Annotated in this window: 13 protein-coding genes; 4 read left to right on the top strand and 9 right to left on the bottom strand. The window is 71.0% G+C overall.

The window, feature by feature from the left end; translation table 11 throughout:
- Positions 1 to 16: 16 nt before the first annotated feature.
- From ACQPYA_RS07145 to ACQPYA_RS07135, 3 genes are all read left to right on the top strand, one after another.
- Positions 17 to 253, top strand: a complete 237-nt coding sequence (locus ACQPYA_RS07145) for a DUF397 domain-containing protein (protein ID WP_433531853.1) — start codon at positions 17 to 19, stop codon at positions 251 to 253.
- An 84-nt stretch (positions 254 to 337) separates the two neighbouring features.
- Positions 338 to 781, top strand: a complete 444-nt coding sequence (locus tag ACQPYA_RS07140; protein ID WP_433531852.1) for a hypothetical protein — start codon at positions 338 to 340, stop codon at positions 779 to 781.
- A gap of 15 nt (positions 782 to 796) precedes the next feature.
- A complete protein-coding gene (locus ACQPYA_RS07135) occupies positions 797 to 1,699 on the top strand; it encodes a JmjC domain-containing protein (protein ID WP_433531851.1) in 903 nt (300 codons plus the stop codon).
- A gap of 169 nt (positions 1,700 to 1,868) precedes the next feature.
- Here ACQPYA_RS07135 and ACQPYA_RS07130 read toward each other — a convergent pair whose 3' ends face one another.
- The 4 genes from ACQPYA_RS07130 to ACQPYA_RS07115 form a co-directional block, all read right to left on the bottom strand.
- Complete coding sequence (locus tag ACQPYA_RS07130; RefSeq protein WP_433531850.1) at positions 1,869 to 4,226, bottom strand: transketolase-like TK C-terminal-containing protein; 2,358 nt, start codon at positions 4,224 to 4,226, stop codon at positions 1,869 to 1,871.
- Positions 4,227 to 4,485: 259 nt separating this feature from the next.
- Entirely contained in the window at positions 4,486 to 5,979 is a 1,494-nt protein-coding gene (gatB, locus tag ACQPYA_RS07125; protein WP_433531849.1) for an Asp-tRNA(Asn)/Glu-tRNA(Gln) amidotransferase subunit GatB, read from the bottom strand.
- Positions 5,980 to 6,205: 226 nt separating this feature from the next.
- Positions 6,206 to 7,402 carry an Ig domain-containing protein gene (locus ACQPYA_RS07120; RefSeq protein WP_433531848.1) on the bottom strand — a complete coding sequence of 399 codons (1,197 nt, stop codon included), beginning with the start codon at positions 7,400 to 7,402 and terminating at the stop codon, positions 6,206 to 6,208.
- 172 nt (positions 7,403 to 7,574) lie between these two features.
- The gene (locus ACQPYA_RS07115) at positions 7,575 to 8,183 is read right to left on the bottom strand and encodes a DUF4276 family protein (protein ID WP_433531847.1); all 609 of its coding nucleotides are present in this window, start codon (positions 8,181 to 8,183) and stop codon (positions 7,575 to 7,577) included.
- Positions 8,184 to 8,319: 136 nt separating this feature from the next.
- Between ACQPYA_RS07115 and ACQPYA_RS07110 the strand changes: the two genes are divergently transcribed.
- Complete coding sequence (locus tag ACQPYA_RS07110; protein WP_433528571.1) at positions 8,320 to 9,825, top strand: IS1634 family transposase; 1,506 nt, start codon at positions 8,320 to 8,322, stop codon at positions 9,823 to 9,825.
- 28 nt (positions 9,826 to 9,853) lie between these two features.
- Here the strand turns inward: ACQPYA_RS07110 and ACQPYA_RS07105 are convergent, their stop codons facing one another.
- From ACQPYA_RS07105 to ligA, 5 genes are all read right to left on the bottom strand, one after another.
- Positions 9,854 to 11,245 (bottom strand): AAA family ATPase, encoded by a 1,392-nt coding sequence (locus tag ACQPYA_RS07105; RefSeq protein ID WP_433531846.1) that lies wholly within the window; start codon positions 11,243 to 11,245, stop codon positions 9,854 to 9,856.
- A gap of 9 nt (positions 11,246 to 11,254) precedes the next feature.
- On the bottom strand, positions 11,255 to 12,730 hold the full coding sequence (gene gatA / locus ACQPYA_RS07100; protein ID WP_433531845.1) for an Asp-tRNA(Asn)/Glu-tRNA(Gln) amidotransferase subunit GatA: 1,476 nt from the start codon (positions 12,728 to 12,730) through the stop codon (positions 11,255 to 11,257).
- Positions 12,727 to 13,032: an Asp-tRNA(Asn)/Glu-tRNA(Gln) amidotransferase subunit GatC gene (gene gatC, locus ACQPYA_RS07095; RefSeq protein ID WP_433531844.1), complete on the bottom strand. Its 306-nt coding sequence runs from the start codon at positions 13,030 to 13,032 to the stop codon at positions 12,727 to 12,729. The genes gatA and gatC overlap by 4 nt, the downstream gene beginning before the upstream one ends.
- A gap of 155 nt (positions 13,033 to 13,187) precedes the next feature.
- Complete coding sequence (locus tag ACQPYA_RS07090) at positions 13,188 to 15,752, bottom strand: putative bifunctional diguanylate cyclase/phosphodiesterase (RefSeq protein WP_433531843.1); 2,565 nt, start codon at positions 15,750 to 15,752, stop codon at positions 13,188 to 13,190.
- 156 nt (positions 15,753 to 15,908) lie between these two features.
- A complete protein-coding gene (gene ligA / locus ACQPYA_RS07085; RefSeq protein WP_433531842.1) occupies positions 15,909 to 18,044 on the bottom strand; it encodes an NAD-dependent DNA ligase LigA in 2,136 nt (711 codons plus the stop codon).
- Between the last annotated feature and the right edge of the window lie 21 nt (positions 18,045 to 18,065).

Below are 18,065 nucleotides of genomic sequence, written 5' to 3'. Positions count from 1 at the left end.
CGGAAGGTTCTCTTCCATGGACAACCTGTACGAGCTGCCGGTCAACGGCGCGAAGTTCACGACCTACTGCGGCGGCAACCTCGGCGGCGACCACGAGAGCTGCGCCGAGGTCGCCCCGATCCCGGGCGCCGCGGACGGCTTCGTCATGCGCGACAACAAGCCCGGCGGCGCGGGCGGCAACCTGCGCTTCACCGGCTCGGAGCTGGACAGCTTCGCGCTCCGGTGGGTCAAGGACCGGGGCCTGACCGTCTGACCACCGCGTACCCGTGGCAACTCCGGCCGCCCTCAGATCGCCAGGACCGGGGCGGCCGGTCCCACAGAACGGAGAAGGGCACGGATGGGCGACTGGAACGGTCACTGGCACGGCTTCGGCCCCTGGATTGGCTCGCGCGACGACTTCGCCAAGGAGGGGCAGCGCAGACCTGGCCCCGACCCCGGCGATGAGCAGACGCGGGTCTTCCTCGCCAACACCATGACACCGGTCCAGCTCGGCCACTGGCTGCTTCGTCGCGACCAGGCCGCCGCCGATCGGACGTGGGCTGACGTTGCCGGCGCGGGAACCTGGATGAGCCGGGTCCGCGCGGCGAACCCCGCCCACACATCCGGCGGCGCGCTGCTCACCGTGGCCGAGAAGGTCGCGCAGCAATGCGAGAGCCTGCGTCTCGGCAGCGACGTGGGCTGGGGCTACTACACCGCGACCTTCAGCTACGTCTCCTTCGCCGTCGTCTGCTGCCCCAACCGCCTCTTCCCCACGATTCCATGCCCGCTACCTCCACGCTGACAGGAAGGAGGAGCCTTGACACTCAAGCTCCTACTCCCCGAGGAAGGCGTCACCCACCTGCTGGACCATTGGCCTGACGAGCCGCACGTCTACCGGCGCACCCGCACCTGCCTGGACGAGATGTTCACCGCCGAGCAGGTGTGGTCCTGGATCGACCTCAACTGCATCCCTGCCGACGAGGTTGCCGCGATCAAGGCTCCCGACCCCGCCGTCAACCCTCGCATCTTCACCGGGACGCACGGCCGGGCCGACGCGGAACGACTGCACAAGCTCTACGACGAGGGGCATACCGTCCGCGTCGGCAACCTCCAGCGCGTCATGCCCGCCATGGCGCGCATCAGCCAGGAGATCCAGAACGAAACCGGCTACAGCAACTACGTCCACGTCTTCATGACCCCGGGGTGCCGGCAGGGACTGCGGCACCACTGGGACCAGCAGATGGCCGTCATCGTCCAGGTGTCCGGCCGGAAACGGTGGGAGCTGTGGCCGCCAGTCGTGGAAGCCCCGATGCGCTCACATCTGGAGTCGTGGCGGGTCTGGCGGGACGACTACCTGGAGGGCTGGCTCGACTCCGGCCCCGAGCGGATCATCGACCTCGGGCCAGGCGAGGCCATGCTCCTGCCGAGAGGGTGGGTCCACAACCCGTACAACGCCGACGACGACCCCAGCGTGCACCTCACCTTCGCCATCCGGGAGCGCACGCCCCTGTGGATCTCGGAGAAGCTGGCCGGCGAGGCGATCGAGGAGCTGGCTTTCCGGCAGGTCCTCTTGCCACGCGACATCCACGGGGAGGCGCTGCCTGACATCGTCGCGGAGACCCGTGACGCCCTGGTGGCGTATCTCCAGGGCCTCGATACCAGCGAGGTGGCCGAAAGGCTGCGCCGGCTCGCGCGTGATGAGCTGGAGTACACCTCGTAGGTAAGCGACTTCTTGGACAGTTCCTCTTCCCGGCGCATGATCGTGCTCCAACCAGGACCGAGTGGCCTCATCACCGTCCGGATGGCACTCGATCCACGATCGAGCGTGATCATGAAGGTGGGCGGATGCCCCCGGCGTGATCTTCATCCGGGGGCATCCCGTCAGATCCTCAGCGGAGGGTGAGGGCGGCCAGGGCGGCGTTGACGATGCTGCCGGGAAGCAGGTCGTGCAGGTCGTACAGGTCGGTTACGCTGCCGGACTGGCCGAACTCGTCGACGCCGAGCGGGACGGCGGGGGCGCCGACCGCGGAGCCGAGCCAGGCCATGGCGTGCGAGGCGGCGTCGTGCACGGTGACCACCGGCACCCGGTCGGCGAAGGCGGACCGCAGCGCGCCGGGCACGCTGGGCACGGTGGCCGTGCGCACGCCCTGGCGCAGGGTGCGCTGCCAGGCCCGGTAGAGGCGGTCCAGGCTGGTCACGTCGACCACGTGGGCGGCGACGCCCTCGTCGGCCAGTTCCGCCGCCGCGGCGAGCACCTCGGGCAGCACCGCGCCGGAGGCGGCCAGCTGCACCGTCGGCGCGTCGGCCAGATGCGGGTACGCCTGGTGGGCGTCGACCAGCCGGTACGCCCCGGCGAGCACCTGCCGGCGCAGCACCGCGTCACCGAGCCGGGCGCGGGCATCCTCGAACGGCGCCTGCTCGACCGGCCGGGTGCTGAGCCGGAAGTAGTACGCGCCATCCTCGGCCGGTGCGGCGGTCGGCGTCGGCTGCGGTGCCCCGGCGATGTGGCCCAACGCGTCGCAGAGCAGCCAGTCCAGGCTGGCCGCGTAGGCCGGCTCGACGAAGGTCACCCCGGGCAGCTCCAGGCCCACGCTGGCGGTGATGGTCGACTGGTGGGCGCCGCCCTCCGGGGCGAGGGTGATGCCGGACGGGGTACCGGCCACCACGAACCGGGAGCCGGAGTAGGTGCCGTAGAGAAAGGCATCCAGGCCACGCAGCACGAACGGGTCGTAGACGGTACCGACCGGCAGCAACGGTTGCCCGGACAGGTCCCAGGCCAGCCCGAGCTGGCCGAGCAGCAGGAACAGGTTCATCTCGGAGATGCCCAGCTCGATGTGCTGCCCGTCGGGGCTCTCCGTCCAGCGCAGCATCCGGTCCTCCGACCAGGAGCGCTGGGCGGTCGGGGCGAACACGCCGGTCTTGTTGATGAACCCGGCCAGGTTGGTCGAGGTGGCCACGTCCGGCGCGGTGGTGACCAGGTATTTTCCCACCTCCGGATCCCGGGCCAGGTCGACCAGCACCCGACCGAAGACCTCCTGCGTGGAGACCGGCTTGTTCGCGCGTACCCGCGTGCTCTGCGGGACGGTGACCCCGAGCGCCCGCTCGCGGGGCGCCCGGGACAGCGCCTCCCGGCGCTGCCCGGCCCGGATGCCGGCCGGTGACGCCGGGTCGAGGCGGTCCCACTCGGTGTCGCGGGTCAGCCCGTGCGCGGTGCGCAGTGCGTCGACCTGCTCGCCGGTGAGCAGCGCCGAGTGGTTGCGCGGATTGCCGGCGATGGGCAGACCCCACCCCTTGACCGTGTACGCGAAGACCACGCTCGGCCGGTCGGTCACCGCGTCACACTGGGCGTACGCGTCGAGCAGCGCGGCGAGGTCGTGCCCGCCCAGGTCGGTGACGAGCGGGCGCAACTCCTCGTCGGCGATGTCGGCGACGAACGCGGCCACCTCGGCCGGCGCGCCGTCCAGGAACTGCCCGCGCAACGCCGGCCCGGTCAGCCCGAACAGCGACTGGTACTGCTCGTTCGGCATCGCGTCGATCCAGTCGCGCAGCGCCTCGCCGCCCGGCCGGGCGTACGCCTGCGCGAGCTTGCCGCCGTACTTCACCTCGACCACGTGCCAGCCGGCGGCCTCGAACTGGCCCCGCCACTGGTCGATCCGTACCCCCGGGACGACCCGGTCCAGCGACTGCCGGTTGAAGTCGACCACCCACATCACGTTGCCGAGACCGGTGGTGGCCGGGTCGGCGACCGCCTCCCAGATGTTGCCCTCGTCCAGCTCGGCGTCGCCGATCAGCGCGACGAACCGGGAGTGCGGCCGGGCGCCGAAGTGCGCGTCGACGTAGCGCCGGGTCACCGCGGCGAAGAGCGGCGCGGCGGCACCGAGCCCGACCGAGCCGGTGGAGAAGTCCACCTCGTCGGGATCCTTCGTCCGCGACGGGTACGACTGGAGACCGCCCCGGGCCCGCAGCCGGGTCAGGTACGACCGGTCCAGGTTGCCGAGCAGGTACTGGATGGCGTGGAACACCGGTGAGGCGTGCGGCTTCACCGCGACCCGGTCCTCGGCGTCCAGGTGCGCGAACCACAGCGCGGTCATCGCGGTGACCAGGGAGGCGCTGGATGCCTGGTGCCCGCCGACCTTCACCCCGTCGCCGGTGCTGCGCTCGTGGTTGGCCGCGTCCACGATCCGGCTGGCGAGCCAGAGCACCCGCCGCTGGATCTCGTCGAGGACATCGAGGTCGTGCTGGTTCACGGTGGACTCCAGGACTCCGGTACGTCGTCGTTGACGACCGGTCGGGGACGGGGGTGGTCGTTCAGCCGGCGCACCTGCCAGCGCAGCGCATTCCCAACGCGGCGTGCGCCCGAAGGTGCCCGCCCGTCGGTGCGTTCCCAACGCGGCGCGCCCTCTGCCGCCGTGCGCGCGGCCGTCGCGTGCCGGCCGGCGCGGTGGTGGCGTTAAGAAGGGACCCCTCCTCTACCTGAGGCGTTAAAAAGGGGCCCTTCCTTACACCTTAGGCGTCGAGGCGGGAGAGGATCAGCTCGCGGACGGTCTTCGCGTCCGCCTGGCCGCGGGTGGTCTTCATGACCGCGCCGACCAGCGCCCCGGCCGCCGCCACCTTGCCGCTACGGATCTTGTCGGCGATCTCCGGGTTGGCGGCGATCGCCTCGTCGACCGCGGCGGTCAGGGCGCCGGTGTCGGAGACGACCTCCAGCCCGCGGCTGGTCATGATCTCGGTCGGCGAGCCCTCGCCGGCGACCACGCCCTCCAGCACGGTACGGGCCAGCTTGTCGTTGAGCTTGCCGGCGTCGACCAGGCTCTGCAACTCGGCGACCTGCGCCGGGGTGGCCCCGATGTCGGCCAGCTCCACGCCCGTTTCGTTGGCCCGCCGGGACAGCTCGCCCAGCCACCACTTGCGGGCCGCGGCCGGCGAGGCACCCGCGGCCACGGTCTGCTCGATCAGCTCGACCGCACCGGCGTTGAGCACCGACTGCATGTCGAGATCGGACAGCCCCCACGCCTCCTGGAGCCGGCGCCGGTGCAGCCGGGGCAGCTCCGGCAGGGCCGCCTTCAGCTCGGCCACCCAGGCCGGGTCCGGTGCGAGGGGCACCAGATCCGGCTCGGGGAAGTACCGGTAGTCGGTGGCGGTCTCCTTGGACCTTCCCGGGGTGGTGTCCCCGGTGTCCTCGTGGAAGTGCCGGGTCTCCTGGGTGATCCGTCCGCCCGCGCCGAGCACGGCGGCCTGGCGCAGCATCTCCGAACGGACCGCCCGCTCGACCGAGCGCAGCGAGTTGACGTTCTTGGTCTCGGTGCGGGTGCCCCACTCCTCGCCCGGCAGGTTCAGCGAGGTGTTGACGTCGCAGCGCAGCGAGCCCTCCTCCATGCGTACGTCGGAGACGCCGAGCGAACGGAGCACGTCCCGCAGCTCGGTGACGTACGCGCGGGCGATCTCGGGCGCGAGCGCACCGGTGCCGGGGATCGGCTTGGTGACGATCTCGACCAGCGGGATGCCGGCCCGGTTGTAGTCGACCAGCGACTCGGTCGCGCCGTGGATGCGGCCGGTGGCGCCGCCGACGTGCAGCGTCTTGCCGGTGTCCTCCTCCAGGTGCACCCGCTCGATGCCGATCCGCACCATCTCGCCGTTCACCTCGACGTCCAGGTAGCCGTCGACGCAGAGCGGCTCGTCGTACTGGCTGATCTGAAAGTTCTTCGGCATGTCCGGGTAGAAGTAGTTCTTCCGGGCGAACCGGCACCACTGCGCGATGGAGCAGTTCAGCGCGAGGCCGATCCGGATCGTCGCCTCGATGGCCGCCTTGTTGGCCACCGGCAGCGAGCCGGGCAGGCCCAGGCAGACCGGGCAGACCCGGGTGTTCGGCTCGCCGCCGAAGTCGGTCGGGCAGCCGCAGAACATCTTCGTGTTCGTGCCCAACTCGACGTGGGTCTCCAGGCCGATCACCGGCTCGTAGCGCGCGACGACCTCGTCGTACGCGGGCAGCGTCGTGGTCATGGGAACTCCAGCTTTGCAGGCGGTAGCCGGGCCGCGACGGCATCCGGACACAACGTCGCCAAGCCTAGCCGCTCGGCCTGCCCCGCCTCGGCCGGGCGTCACTCGGCCGGCGCGTCAGCGAGCCGACGCGTCACCAGGCCGGCCCATCACCGGGCCGGCACGTGACCAGGCCGGCACGTGACCAGGCCGGCGCATCACCGGGGCGGCGCATCACCGGGGCGTCGCATCACCGGGGCGTCGTGAACCGCCGGTGGCGTTCGTAGGCCATCACGAAGAGGATTCCGCCGACGCAGAACGCCACGACGGCCAGGAGCAGCAGCACCAGGCTCGAACTCGATCCGGTGACCGGAAGCCACGCCCCGGTCGTCCGCGACGGCGACGCCGTCGGGCTCGGCGCGGTCGGGGTCGCGGTCGGCGTCTCGGCCGGCTCGGTCGGCGTCGGCGTCGGCTCGCTCGGGGTCGCCGACGGGGTGCCCGGCGAAGGCGACGGCGCTGGTGCGGCGGCGACGACCAGCGACACCTCGACCGTGGCACTCGTCGCCGTGCCGGCCGCCCGGACCGTGAAGGCGAAGATGCCCGCGGCGCCGGGGGTGCCGCCGAGCCGACCCTCCGGGGCCAGGGTGAGCCCGGCGGGCAGGTCTCCGGCGGTCACGCTGAACCGGATGTCGGAGTCACCCTCGGCGGTGAACCGGAACGAGTACCCCTTACCGACCGTGCCGCGGGGCGGCTCGCCCGACGTGATGGCGGTCGCCGGTGCCGCGACGACCACCGTGACCTGCTGCTCGGCGAAGAAGCCGTGCGCGTCGCTGATCCGGATGCCGAACGTGTGGCTGCCCGGGGTGGTCGGCGTACCCGAAAAGACCCCCGCCGACGACAACGTCATCCCCACCGGCAACGACCCCGACCGCAACGAGAGACTGTACGGAGCCGTGCCACCCGAGGCCGTGAACGTGTGCGCCGGATACGGCTGCCCGGTGTACCAGGGCGAGGTCGGCGCGTCCGAGGTGACGGTGATCGTCGGCGCGACCACCACCACGGTGACGCTCTGCTCGGCGAACTCCCCGTCCGCGTCGGACATCCGGATGCCGAACGTGTAGCTGCCCGGCGTGGTCGGCGTACCCGAGAAGACCCCCGCCGACGACAACGTCATCCCCACCGGCAACGACCCCGACCGCAACGAGAGACTGTACGGAGCCGCGCCACCCGAGGCCGTGAACGTGTGCGCCGGATACGCCTGGTGGGCGGTGACCGGCGAGGCCGGCGCACCGGAGGTGACCGTGACGGTGGCAACCGCCGCCGGATCGGCGAGAGCCGACGCGGCAGGAGTCTGCTGGCTTGATGACGGCCGGGCGGCAGCTGGCTGGGCGGTGCCGAGCAGCAGCATGAGCGCCGACAGGGCCATGACCGGGCGCAGCGTCCTCATCGCACTTCCAGGGCTCGTTCAGGAGAAACCAGTGCTCGCGTTCGCCAGCGGCTGGAACTCTATCCAACCAGGGCACACGGCCACCCGTAATGGCCCGAACGGTGACCGTGTGCCACTACTTCGTTACCTCTCGACCGCGCAGCTCCCGGGCCCGTCAATTAGCACCCTCCGCTCAGCCCCGTCGGTAGCCGAGCGACACCAGAGCGTCGCAGGTCTCCTCCCACCATCGCCGAAAGGCCGGAACCTCGGACAACCGGTCCAGTGAGACAAGCTCGCCGAGTTGCACGAAGTGATCCCGCCGAGAACGGCTGACACGCTGCATCAGGTCATTCAACACCCGCTTGGGATCGGGCAGCCGCTCCACCGACGCCGGCTGCGCCGGCAGCCCCATCGACCTGTCATTCCAATGCGGCACGCCAAGGGCACTGCGCAGGGCATCGCCGTCGGCGAGCAACCACGCCTCGGTCTCGCGCACCGGCACCAGCGTCACGAGTTGCTCGGCGCGGTCTCCCCATCGCTCCCGCAACGGTTGGATCCACTCCCGGGCGACTCTATCCGCACCCGAACCCTGATCGCGGTGGAAGAAGACGAGGGAGAAGGCCGCCCGGTTCTCGTCAACGAGCTGGACCACGTCCGCAACCGACGGCGGGCCACTTCGACCACGGAGCGGCTGCACGTCCGCAACGTCGACCGCGTCCTCAAACTCGGTCAGGCAGAGTTGAGTCAGCGTCCGGCCGAGCAACCTCGGCAGGAACTGGTCGTCAGAGTTTCCTTCCGACACCAGCGCAGAGGTCAGACCTGAGTTGTAGCGTTTTGGTGATCTTGTGATCGTGGGTGCCGCTGACGTGGGCGTTTGCTCGCGGATCGGCGCTGATGTGGTCACTAACGTGGCTTGGCTGCGTGGGTAGTCTCGCGGGGTGGGCGCTTTCGTGCGGCGGGTGAAGACCGCCTCGGGAGCGACCGCGGTCCAGATCGTGCACAAGCGAGGCCGACGCGTGTTGAGTATCGAGCACATCGGCTCGGCCCACACCGACGACGAGTTGGCGCTGCTGCTGCAGGTCGCTGAGGAACGCCTTCATGGCGGGCAGTTGACCCTGGACCTGGACGGTGCGGGCGCGGTCGCGGTCGGGGCATCTGCGGTGGTTGAGGGCACGTCTTCGCTGATCTTGTGGGAGGTTCTGAACAGCCTCTACGACGACCTCGGCCTGGATCGTCTCGGTGATGACGCGTTCCGGGCGCTGGTGCTGGGCCGGGTGATCGAGCCGACCAGCAAGGCGGACACCGTGCGGGTGTTGACCGAGATCGGGGTCGCCTCGCCGCATCGGGTGACGTTCATGCGCTGTCTCAAGCGCGTGGTCGAGCGTGACTACCGGGCCGTGATCGCGCAGGCCTGTCACCGGCACGCCACGCGGGGTGGGAGCTTGGCGATAGTGCTCTACGACGTGACCACGCTGCACTTCGAGGTCGAACGCGAAGACGGGCTGCGCAAGGTTGGGCTGAGCAAGGAACGCCGCGTCGACCCACAGGTCACCGTCGGGCTGCTCACCACCGGCGACGGGTTCCCGCTGGAGGTGGACCTGTTCGCCGGCAACAAGGCCGAGACCAAGACGCTGATCCCGGTCCTGACCCGGTTCCGCGACCGCCACCAGGCCCGCGACCTCGTCGTCGTGGCCGACGCCGGGATGCTGTCCGCGGCGAACCTGCTGGCGTTGGAAGACAACGGATTCCGGTTCATCGTCGGCTCCAAGACCGGCAAGATCCCCTACGAGCTACAGGCCCACGTCGACAGGCACGGCAACCACCTGCCCGACGGCGCGACGATCGAGACCACCAGGCGCATGGGCACCGGGACCAAGGCCCGTGACCGACGGGTGGTCTACCAGTACACGTTCAAAAGAGCCCAGCACGACAACCGCGCGATCAACGCGATGGTCGAACGCGCCGAGAAGGTCGCCACCGGCGAACGACCGCTGAAGAAGGACCGCTTCGTCACCTTCACCGACAGCACCACCAGCGTGAACTGGGACCTCGTCGAACGTGCACGCGCCCTGATCGGGATCAAGGGCTACGTCACCAACATCGACGCCGCCGGGATGGACGGCCCCGCCGTCGTCGCTGCCTACCACGACCTCTACCAGGTCGAGCGTTCCTTCCGGATGACCAAGTCCGACCTGGCCGCACGACCGGTCTTCCACCGCCTCGAAGACAGCATCCAAGCCCACCTGACCATCGTATTCGCTGCCCTGGCCATCTCCCGCGAAGCGCAAGCCCGTTCCGGGTTGAGCATCAACAAGATCCTCAAGACCCTGCGGCCCCTCCGCTCAGCCACCATCACCATCGGCACCCAGCAAGTGACCGCCCACCCGCGCATCCCCACCGAGACCCGAACCCTCCTGACCGACCTCGGCTGGAGTGGTCACTAAACCGCTACAACTCAGGTCAGATAACGCATCAGGTACCCAGCTCCGCCTGCACCTCGAACTCCGCAATCTCGCTGGGGCTGACCATCGTCGCCGCGTCGAGTACGTCATCGAGCGTCAACTGCTTGGCGCCCGCGACGGCGCGCCAACGGCTTATCCGACTCGGCGCACGCCCTCGCTGGACACGACTCACCACGTCCATGAAGACGGCGTCGGGACGCTTCTGCGCCTGCGCCGGATCCAGCGCGCGCAGGATGGCCGGCGAATGACTGCTCAAGATCAGCTGGGTAAGCGCCGCACCGTCGGACGGCTCGTTCAGCGCACGATCGACCAGGTTTCGCAGATACCGAACAAACTGAGCCAGTCGCTGCGGAAAAATGCCGTTCTCGGGTTCCTCAAAACAAATCAGTCCCGCGCCACGTGGGTCGTAGAGCGCGGCGAGCAGAGCGATCGCCCGGAGCGTGCCGTCCGACGCCACACGCGCCGAGAACGGGGCCTCATCGCGGGTCACCACCATGACCTGCCGCTGGCGGCGAGCCTCGTCCTCACTCAGTCGAACCCGGATCACGCCAGGAACAACTGCCGCCAGATCGGCGGACAGATCGTTCAGGACCCCTTCGGGTCGATCTGGGGTCGCCGTCTCGTCCGCTAGACGACGGAGGGTGTTGGCGAGGTGCCCGCCGTTGGCGGAGAGGCCGTCCGGGTCGTCGTAGGAGTCCGGGGCCCGCAGTGCGCTCGGATCCAGATGCAGCAGCCGCCACGACTGCATCTCCCGCTTGAGCGCATAGAGGAGGGGAAAGTCCGTAGCGGTCGTCAGGCTGGAGAGCACGGTTGCGGTAGCGGACGTTGCCGGAAGTTTGCGTTTACGGCCCTGGTTGCCTTGTTGCCGAATACTGAATACCGGCCGCCCGGCGTCGTCGTCCTCGGTCTCCAGCGGGTCTGCCCCGGAACGGTAGGTCGCCAACCGCTTCCGTTGGTCCGCAGAACGCAGCCTCATCCAGTTGTCGTCCGCTCGGCGTATCCGGCGAACCGCCTCCCGAACGACGTACGGCCGTTGCGACCCGCTATGACCGGAGGAGCGCAACTGGATCGTCAGCTCGTAGCGGAGCCGCGAGTGATTGACCTCTGCCGTATCCCCGAACGCGTCAGTGACTGATCGGTCCAGGAGAACCTCCGCCGCAAACGTCATCTCGTCAACGGGAGGTCCAGTTGTGGGGCGGTGGAAAAGATCAACCACGTCGCCCCGCATGTGCTGGACGGCCTCCATGACAGGGTCTCCGGCCAATCGACTCAGAAACTGAATCGCATCGAACAAGTTCGACTTCCCTGCCGCATTACGGCCGATGATGACCAGGAAGGGCGGGATGTCCAACGAGAAGCTACGAAACGACTTGAAGCCATCGATCTCGATCCGCGTCAGCATCCCGCCGCCTCACAACGCCGGTGGGGTGAGGGTGCCCACGGCGCTCTCCAGCGCGGCGGCGACCCGGTACATCCGGTCGTCGGCCATCGTCGGGGCCATCACCTGGAGGCCGACCGGCAGGCCGTCGGAGAGCCCGCACGGCACCGAGATCCCCGGTCCGCCGTACAGGTTGGTCGGGATGGTAAAGAGGTCGGCCAGGTACATCTGGTACGGGTCGGAGGTGCGCGCGCCCAGCGGGAAGGCCACGAACGGGGTGGTCGGCGAGATCAGCGCGTCGACCCGCTCGAAGGCGGCGGTGAAGTCGCGGGTGATCAGCGTACGGACCTTCTGCGCCTGCCCGTAGTAGGCGTCGTAGTAGCCCGAGGAGAGCGCGTACGTTCCGATCATGATGCGCCGCTTGACCTCGGCGCCGAAGCCGGCCTCCCGGGTCAGCGACATGACCTCCTCCAGCGACCGGTTGCCGTCGTCGCCGACCCGCAGCCCGAACCGGACGCCGTCGAAGCGGGCCAGGTTCGAGGAGCACTCGCTCGGGGCGATCAGGTAGTACGCCGGCAGCGCGTACCCGAAGTGCGGGCAGGACACCTCGACGATCTCCGCGCCCAGCTTGGTCAGCGTGTCGACGGCCTCGTTGAAGGCCGCCAGCACGCCCGGCTCGGCACCCTCGCCGGCGAATTCGGTGACGACGCCGAGCCGCACCCCGGTCAGGTCGCCGGTCGCGCCGAGCTTCGCCGCGGCCACCACGTCCGGCACCGGCGCCGGAATGGAAGTGGAGTCGCGCGGGTCGTGCCCGCCGATCGCCTCGTGCAGCAGCGCGGCGTCGAGCACGGTACGCGCGCACGGGCCGGGCGTGTCCAGCGAGGAGGAGAAGGCCACCAGGCCGTAGCGGGAGGTGCCGCCGTACGTCGGCTTGGCGCCGACGGTGCCGGTGACCGCGCCCGGCTGGCGGATCGAGCCGCCGGTGTCCGAGCCGATCGCCAGCGGCGCCTGGTAGGCGGCGAGCGCCGCGGCGCTGCCCCCGCCGGAGCCGCCCGGGATGCGGTCGGTGTCCCACGGGTTGCGGGTCGGCCCGTACGCGGAATATTCGGTGGAGGAGCCCATCGCGAACTCGTCCATGTTGGTCTTGCCGAGCATCACCGTGCCGGCGGCGCGCAGCCGCTGCACGATCGTCGAGTCGTACGGCGGGCGCCAGCCCTGAAGGATCTTCGATCCGACGGTGGTCGGCACGCCCTTGGTGGTCAGCACGTCCTTGACCGCGACCGGCACCCCGGCCAGCGGGCCGAGCTGCGCCCCGGCGGCGCGACGGGCGTCCACCTCCCGCGCGGCGGCCAGCGCGCCCTCGGTGTCGACGTGCAGGAACGCGTTGACCCGGTCGTCGACGGCGGCGATCCGGTCCAGGTGCGCCTGGGTGACCTCGACGGCCGAGGTCTCCCCGGCGGCGACCAGTCCGGCGATCTCCACGGCGCTGAGCTTCGTCAACTCGGTCACGATGCCACATCCTCGTCCAGAATCCGCGGTACACGGAACCGCTGCTCCTCCGCGTCGGGCGCGCCCGACAACGCCTCCGCGGGGGTCAGGCACGGCGTCACGACGTCGTCCCGGAGCACGTTGGTCAGCGGCACCGAGTGCGAGGTCGGCGGGATGTCCGCGGCGGTGACCTCGCCCACCTGGGCGACCGCTTGGAGGATCACGTCGAGCTGGCCGGCGAAGGTGTCCAACTCCTCCTCCGTCACGGCTAGCCGCGACAGTCGCGCCAGGTGCGCGACCTCCTCGCGGGAGATGGCGGCCATCGGTGCCCCCTTCGTGGCTGTCCTGCGTCTGAGTACGTCCACCCGGTCGGCGGAGCGCGACCCGCGGTGACGGCAGCGAGTCTATTGTTCCGCGCCCGGCCGGCCGCTCCCGGCTCCCCGGACGCCGGCGCCACGGCCCGGAGTGGCCCGCCGGATCACCGGCTGGGCCGGCGGTCCGCGTCCGCCCCGTCGTGGCCGCCGAGCGGGCGCAGCGGGCGGTACCGCGCCAGCCAGGCGACCAGTTCCTCCGCCGGCATCGGCCGCGCGTAGAACCAGCCCTGGGCGACGTCGCAGCCGGCCGCGTGCAGCATGCGCCAGGTCCGCTCGTCCTCCACGCCCTCGGCCACCACCCGCAGGCCCAGCGCCTTGGCCAGCTCGATCGTCGATCGGACGATCGCCGCGTCGTCGGGGTCGTCGGTCATGCCGAGGACGAACGACCGGTCGACCTTCACCTCCGACAGCGGCAGCCGGCGCAGGTGTTGCAGGGAGGAGTATCCGGTGCCGAAGTCGTCCAGCGCGATGCCCACGCCGATCCGGTGCAGCCGGGTGATGGTGGTCAGCACCCGACGCGGGTCGGCCATCAACGCGCCCTCGGTAATCTCCAGTTGCAGCCGTTCCGGCGCCACGCCGTAGCGGGCGAGCCGGTCGGCGATCTGGTCGGCGATCTCGCCAGTGTGCAGGTCCCGCACGCTAACGTTGACCGCCGCGCGCAGCCGCAGGCCCGCCGCCGACCACTTGGCGAGCTGCTCCACCACGTCGTCGACGACCCGGCGGGTGAGCAGGCGCATCACCGCGCTCTGCTCGGCGACCCGGATCAGTTCCTCCGGGTCGACCATCCCCCGGCGCGGATGCCGCCAGCGCAGCAGGGCCTCGACGCCGACCATCTCGCCGGTGGCGATCGCGATCTGCGGTTGGTAATACATCATGATCTCGCCCACGTCCCCGGCCGGCTCGGCACCGCGCTCGACGCCGGGCGGCAGAAGCTCCGGTCGCCCGCCTCCCCCCGCCAGGCCGTCGGCCCGCCCGGACCCGGCCTGACCGTCATTTCGGACCGGGCCGGCCCGACTGCCGTCCGGGGTGGACCCGGGCTGACCGTCGGCGCGGGCCGACCCGGACTGACCGTCGGCGCGGGCCGACCCGGGCTGACCGTCGGCCGGGACGGGCCGGGCCCACTGCTCGGCGGTGGGTGCCGCCGGCGGGGCGGCCGGCCAGGCGGCGCGGCGCAGCATCGGGTCCGCTCCGGTGACGATCCGGGCGATCAGCTCGTCGTCCTGCGCCACCGGCCGGGGGCGGCGTCGCCAACTCCACCACCGCAGGCCGGCCCGCTCGTCCATCGGCAGCACCGCGCCGTCCCCGCCGCGCACGGCGGGCGCGTGGGCCGGCGGGTCACCGCCCTCCGCCCGCCCCGCCGTCCCCGCCTCCAGCACCCGACGCAGGTCAGCCAGCAGGCCGAGCCGCTCGGCCGAGTTGTGGTCTGATTCGGCGGTGTAGACGGCGACGGTGTCGCTGCGGTGCTTCGCGTCGTACATGGCCACGTCGGCGTGGCGCATCAGGGTGGCGAAGTCCTCGCCGTGCTCAGGGTAGAGAGCGATGCCGATGGAGCCGCCGACGTCCAGCGGGAGCCCGTCCAGCGCTACCGGCTCGGCCAGCGCCCGCACCACCTGGTCGGCGAGCGCCCGGGCCTCGGCGACGTCGGCCAGCCCGGTCATCACGATCGCGAACTCGTCGCCGCCGAGGCGGGCGACCAGGTCCGGCGGCTCGACCACATCGGTCAGTCGGCCGCTCACCTCGACCAGCAGTCGGTCGCCGACCGCGTGCCCGAGCGCGTCGTTGACGTTCTTGAACCGGTCCAGGTCGATCAGCAGCAGGGCCAGGCGGGCGTCCGGCTCGCCCCGCGCGCCGCGCTCGGCGTGCCGGTGCACCTGCTCGTTGACCTCGGCCAGCAGCGCCTTGCGGTTGGGCAGCCCGGTGAGCGGGTCGAGCGAGGCGAGCTGGTGCTGTTCGACGGTGAGCCGAGCCATCCGGTACACCGCGAACAGTGGCACCAGCACCAACGGGACCAGGGCCGCGCTGGCCCGCGCGGCGGTGACGAGCACCGGCGCGAGCAGCAGCAGGGACCCGGTGGAGAGCAGCTCGAACGGCAGGCCGTGCCACGCGTTGGGCCACCACCGCTCGCCGAAACGCAACCGCACGGCGGCGGTGACCAGGCCGTAGTTGACCAGGAACCAGGCAACTCCGGCACCGCCGATCGCCGCGATGTCGGTCCAGCGCAGCGGGCCACCGGCGAAGACGTCGCCGGGCCCCAGCCGGGTGACCGCGTACGCGCCGGCCAGGGCGCAGGCGTACTGGCCGGCGTTGAAGGCCGTGCGCCACGGGGCGTGCCCCATCCGGACCCCGGACACCAGCACGGCGACGGCCTGCACGGCGACCGCGGGGCCGAGCCCCCAGCCGAGCAGGATCGCGAAGGTGAAGCAGGTCGACGGGAAGACGGCCGACGACGACTGCCGCCGGCCGAGTGGGAGGAAGGGGCGGGCGTCGCAGGCCACGGCGAGCGCCGCCATCGTCCAGAAGGCCGCCGGCAACTCGGGCAGCGTCGTGGCCAGCGACACCAACGCGTGGGCCGAGACCAGCACGGCAACGGCCAGCACGCCGGCCACGAAGGCCGAGAAGTGGGCCGCGCGTCCGGGCGGGACCAGGTTGCGCGGGTCGGGCGGCTCCATCGCACCTCCCGTGCGAGACCCGGCGCGTGGGTTCACGCGCCGTGACCCCATCAAACGCCCCTGGCCCCGGATTTCCCGCCGCGACAGTCACGAATCGGTCGTAGTCGTAATTAAGTTGGTATCCGGACGAGAGCCCTCAAGATCGGCATGCTGGGCTCACTCCCCGACCCGGGCCACCTCACGGGCGGCGTCCGGACCGGCGTCGAGCAGCACCTGCAAGCCCGCCTCGTCGAGCATGGGCACCTTCAGGCTGGCCGCCTTCTCCGCCTTGGAGCCCGGGTTGTCGCCGACCACCACGAAGCCGGTCTTCTTCGACACCGAGCCGCTGACCTTGCCGCCCCGGGACTGGATCGCCTCGGCGGCCTGGTCGCGGGAGAACCCGGCCAGGGTGCCGGTGACCACCACGGAGACCCCTTCCAGCGGACGCGGTCCCTCCTCCACCGCCTCCTCGGCCATCCGTACGCCCGCCTCGGCCCACTTGCGCACCACATCGCGGTGCCACTGGACGGCGAACCACTCGCGGATGCTCTCGGCGATGGTCGGCCCGACCCCCTCCACGGAGGAGAGTTCCTCCGCGGTGGCCTCGTCGATCGCCTCGATCGAGCGGAAGTGCCGGGCCAGCGCCTGCGCGGCGGTCGGCCCGACGTGCCGGATGGAGAGCCCCACCAGCACCCGCCACAGGTCGCGTTCCTTGGCGATGGCGAGGTTGTCCAGCAGCTTCACGGCGTTGCTGCCGAGGCTGCCGTCCTTGTTGACGAAGAACGGGGCGCGGGCCAACTGATCGGCGTCGAGCGAGAACAGGTCGCCCTCGTCGGTGATGATCTGCGCGTCGAGCAGGGCGGCAGCGCTCTTGTAACCGAGCGCCTCGATGTCGAAGACGTTGCGCCCGGCCAGGTGGAACACCCGCTCGCGCAGCTGCGCCGGGCAGCTGCGCGCGTTGGGGCAGCGGATGTCGACGTCGGCCTCCTTGGCCGGCGCCAGCGGCGTGCCGCAGGCCGGGCAGCTGGTGGGCATGACGAACGGCCGGGCCTCCGGCGGGCGCAGGTCGACCACCGGGCCGAGCACCTCGGGGATCACGTCGCCGGCCTTGCGGATCACCACCGTGTCGCCGATCAGCACGCCCTTGCGCTCGACCTCGCGGGCGTTGTGCAGGGTCGCGTACTCGACGGTGGAACCGGCCACCCGGACCGGCTGGAGCACGGCCCGCGGGGTGACCCGGCCGGTACGGCCGACCTCGACCTCGATGTCGAGCAGCGTGGTGTTGACCTCCTCCGGCGGATATTTGAAGGCGATCGCCCAGCGTGGCGCCCGGCTGGTCGAGCCGAGCCGGCCCTGGATCGGCACCGGGTCGACCTTGACCACGACTCCGTCGATCTCGTGCTCGACGTCGTGCCGGTGCGCGGCGTAGTGCGCGATGTATTCCCGGACGCCGGTCAGGTCGGGCACCACCCGCCAACGGTCGCTGGTGGGCAGCCCCCAGGCCTTCAGCGCGGTGTACGACTCGGACTGGGTGACCGCTTGGAAGCCGCGGCGGGCGCCGATGCCGTGCACCACCAGGCGCAGCGGCCGGGACGCGGTGATCCGCGGATCCTTCTGCCGCAGGCTGCCGGCGGCGGCGTTGCGCGGGTTGGCAAAGGGCGCCTTGCCCTGCTCGACCAGGCCGGCGTTGAGATCGGCGAAGCCCGCCACCGGGAAGTAGATCTCGCCGCGCACCTCGATGAACTCGGGGACCGGGCCGTACTCCGCCGAGTCGGTGAGCCGGCTCGGCACGTCCCGGATGCTGCGGACGTTGGCGGTGACGTCCTCGCCGGTGCGGCCGTCGCCCCGGGTCGCCGCGCGGACCAGCCGCCCCCCCTCGTAGGTGAGGTTGATCGCCAGCCCGTCGACCTTCAGCTCGCAGAGGTAGGGCACCGGCCCGCCGGCGTCCCGCTCGACCCGCTCGGCCCAGGCGGCCAGCTCCTCGTCGGCGAAGGCATTGTCCAGCGACATCATCCGTTCCGCGTGGGCGACCGGGGAGAAGTCGGTGGAGAAGGTGCCACCGACCCGCTGGGTCGGCGAATCGGGGGTACGCAGCGCGGGGAACTCCGCCTCCAGCGCCTCCAGCTCGCGCAGCTGCCGGTCGAACTCGGCGTCGGAGACGGTCGGCGCGTCCAGCACGTAGTAGCGGTACTGGTGCTCGGTCAGCTCCTGGCTCACCGTGGCGTGCCGCTCTCGCGCCCGCGGGGTGGGCTCGGCGCCGGCCGCCGCCTCCTGAGCCGCGCTGACCTGCTGGGGTACCGCTTCCTCGGACACGCCGTGACCTCCTGTGACTGC

Origin of the sequence: Micromonospora sp. CA-263727 (assembly GCF_050942455.1) — a bacterium.
Taxonomy (GTDB): domain Bacteria; phylum Actinomycetota; class Actinomycetes; order Mycobacteriales; family Micromonosporaceae; genus Micromonospora.
Note: the sequence above shows the minus strand (reverse complement) of the source record. Positions and strands in the feature narration are given on the sequence as shown.

Bases quoted from the DNA above. Each gene is read 5' to 3' on its own strand.
- ACQPYA_RS07145 (WP_433531853.1), top strand. From the start codon at position 17: ATGGACAACCTGTACGAGCTGCCGGTCAACGGCGCGAAGTTCACGACC.
- ACQPYA_RS07140 (WP_433531852.1), top strand. From the start codon at position 338: ATGGGCGACTGGAACGGTCACTGGCACGGCTTCGGCCCCTGGATTGGC.
- gatB (WP_433531849.1), bottom strand. From the start codon at position 5,979: ATGACCACGACGCTGCCCGCGTACGACGAGGTCGTCGCGCGCTACGAG.
- ACQPYA_RS07120 (WP_433531848.1), bottom strand. From the start codon at position 7,402: ATGAGGACGCTGCGCCCGGTCATGGCCCTGTCGGCGCTCATGCTGCTG.
- ACQPYA_RS07105 (WP_433531846.1), bottom strand. From the start codon at position 11,245: ATGCTGACGCGGATCGAGATCGATGGCTTCAAGTCGTTTCGTAGCTTC.
- gatC (WP_433531844.1), bottom strand. From the start codon at position 13,032: ATGGCCGCCATCTCCCGCGAGGAGGTCGCGCACCTGGCGCGACTGTCG.
- ACQPYA_RS07090 (WP_433531843.1), bottom strand. From the start codon at position 15,752: ATGGAGCCGCCCGACCCGCGCAACCTGGTCCCGCCCGGACGCGCGGCC.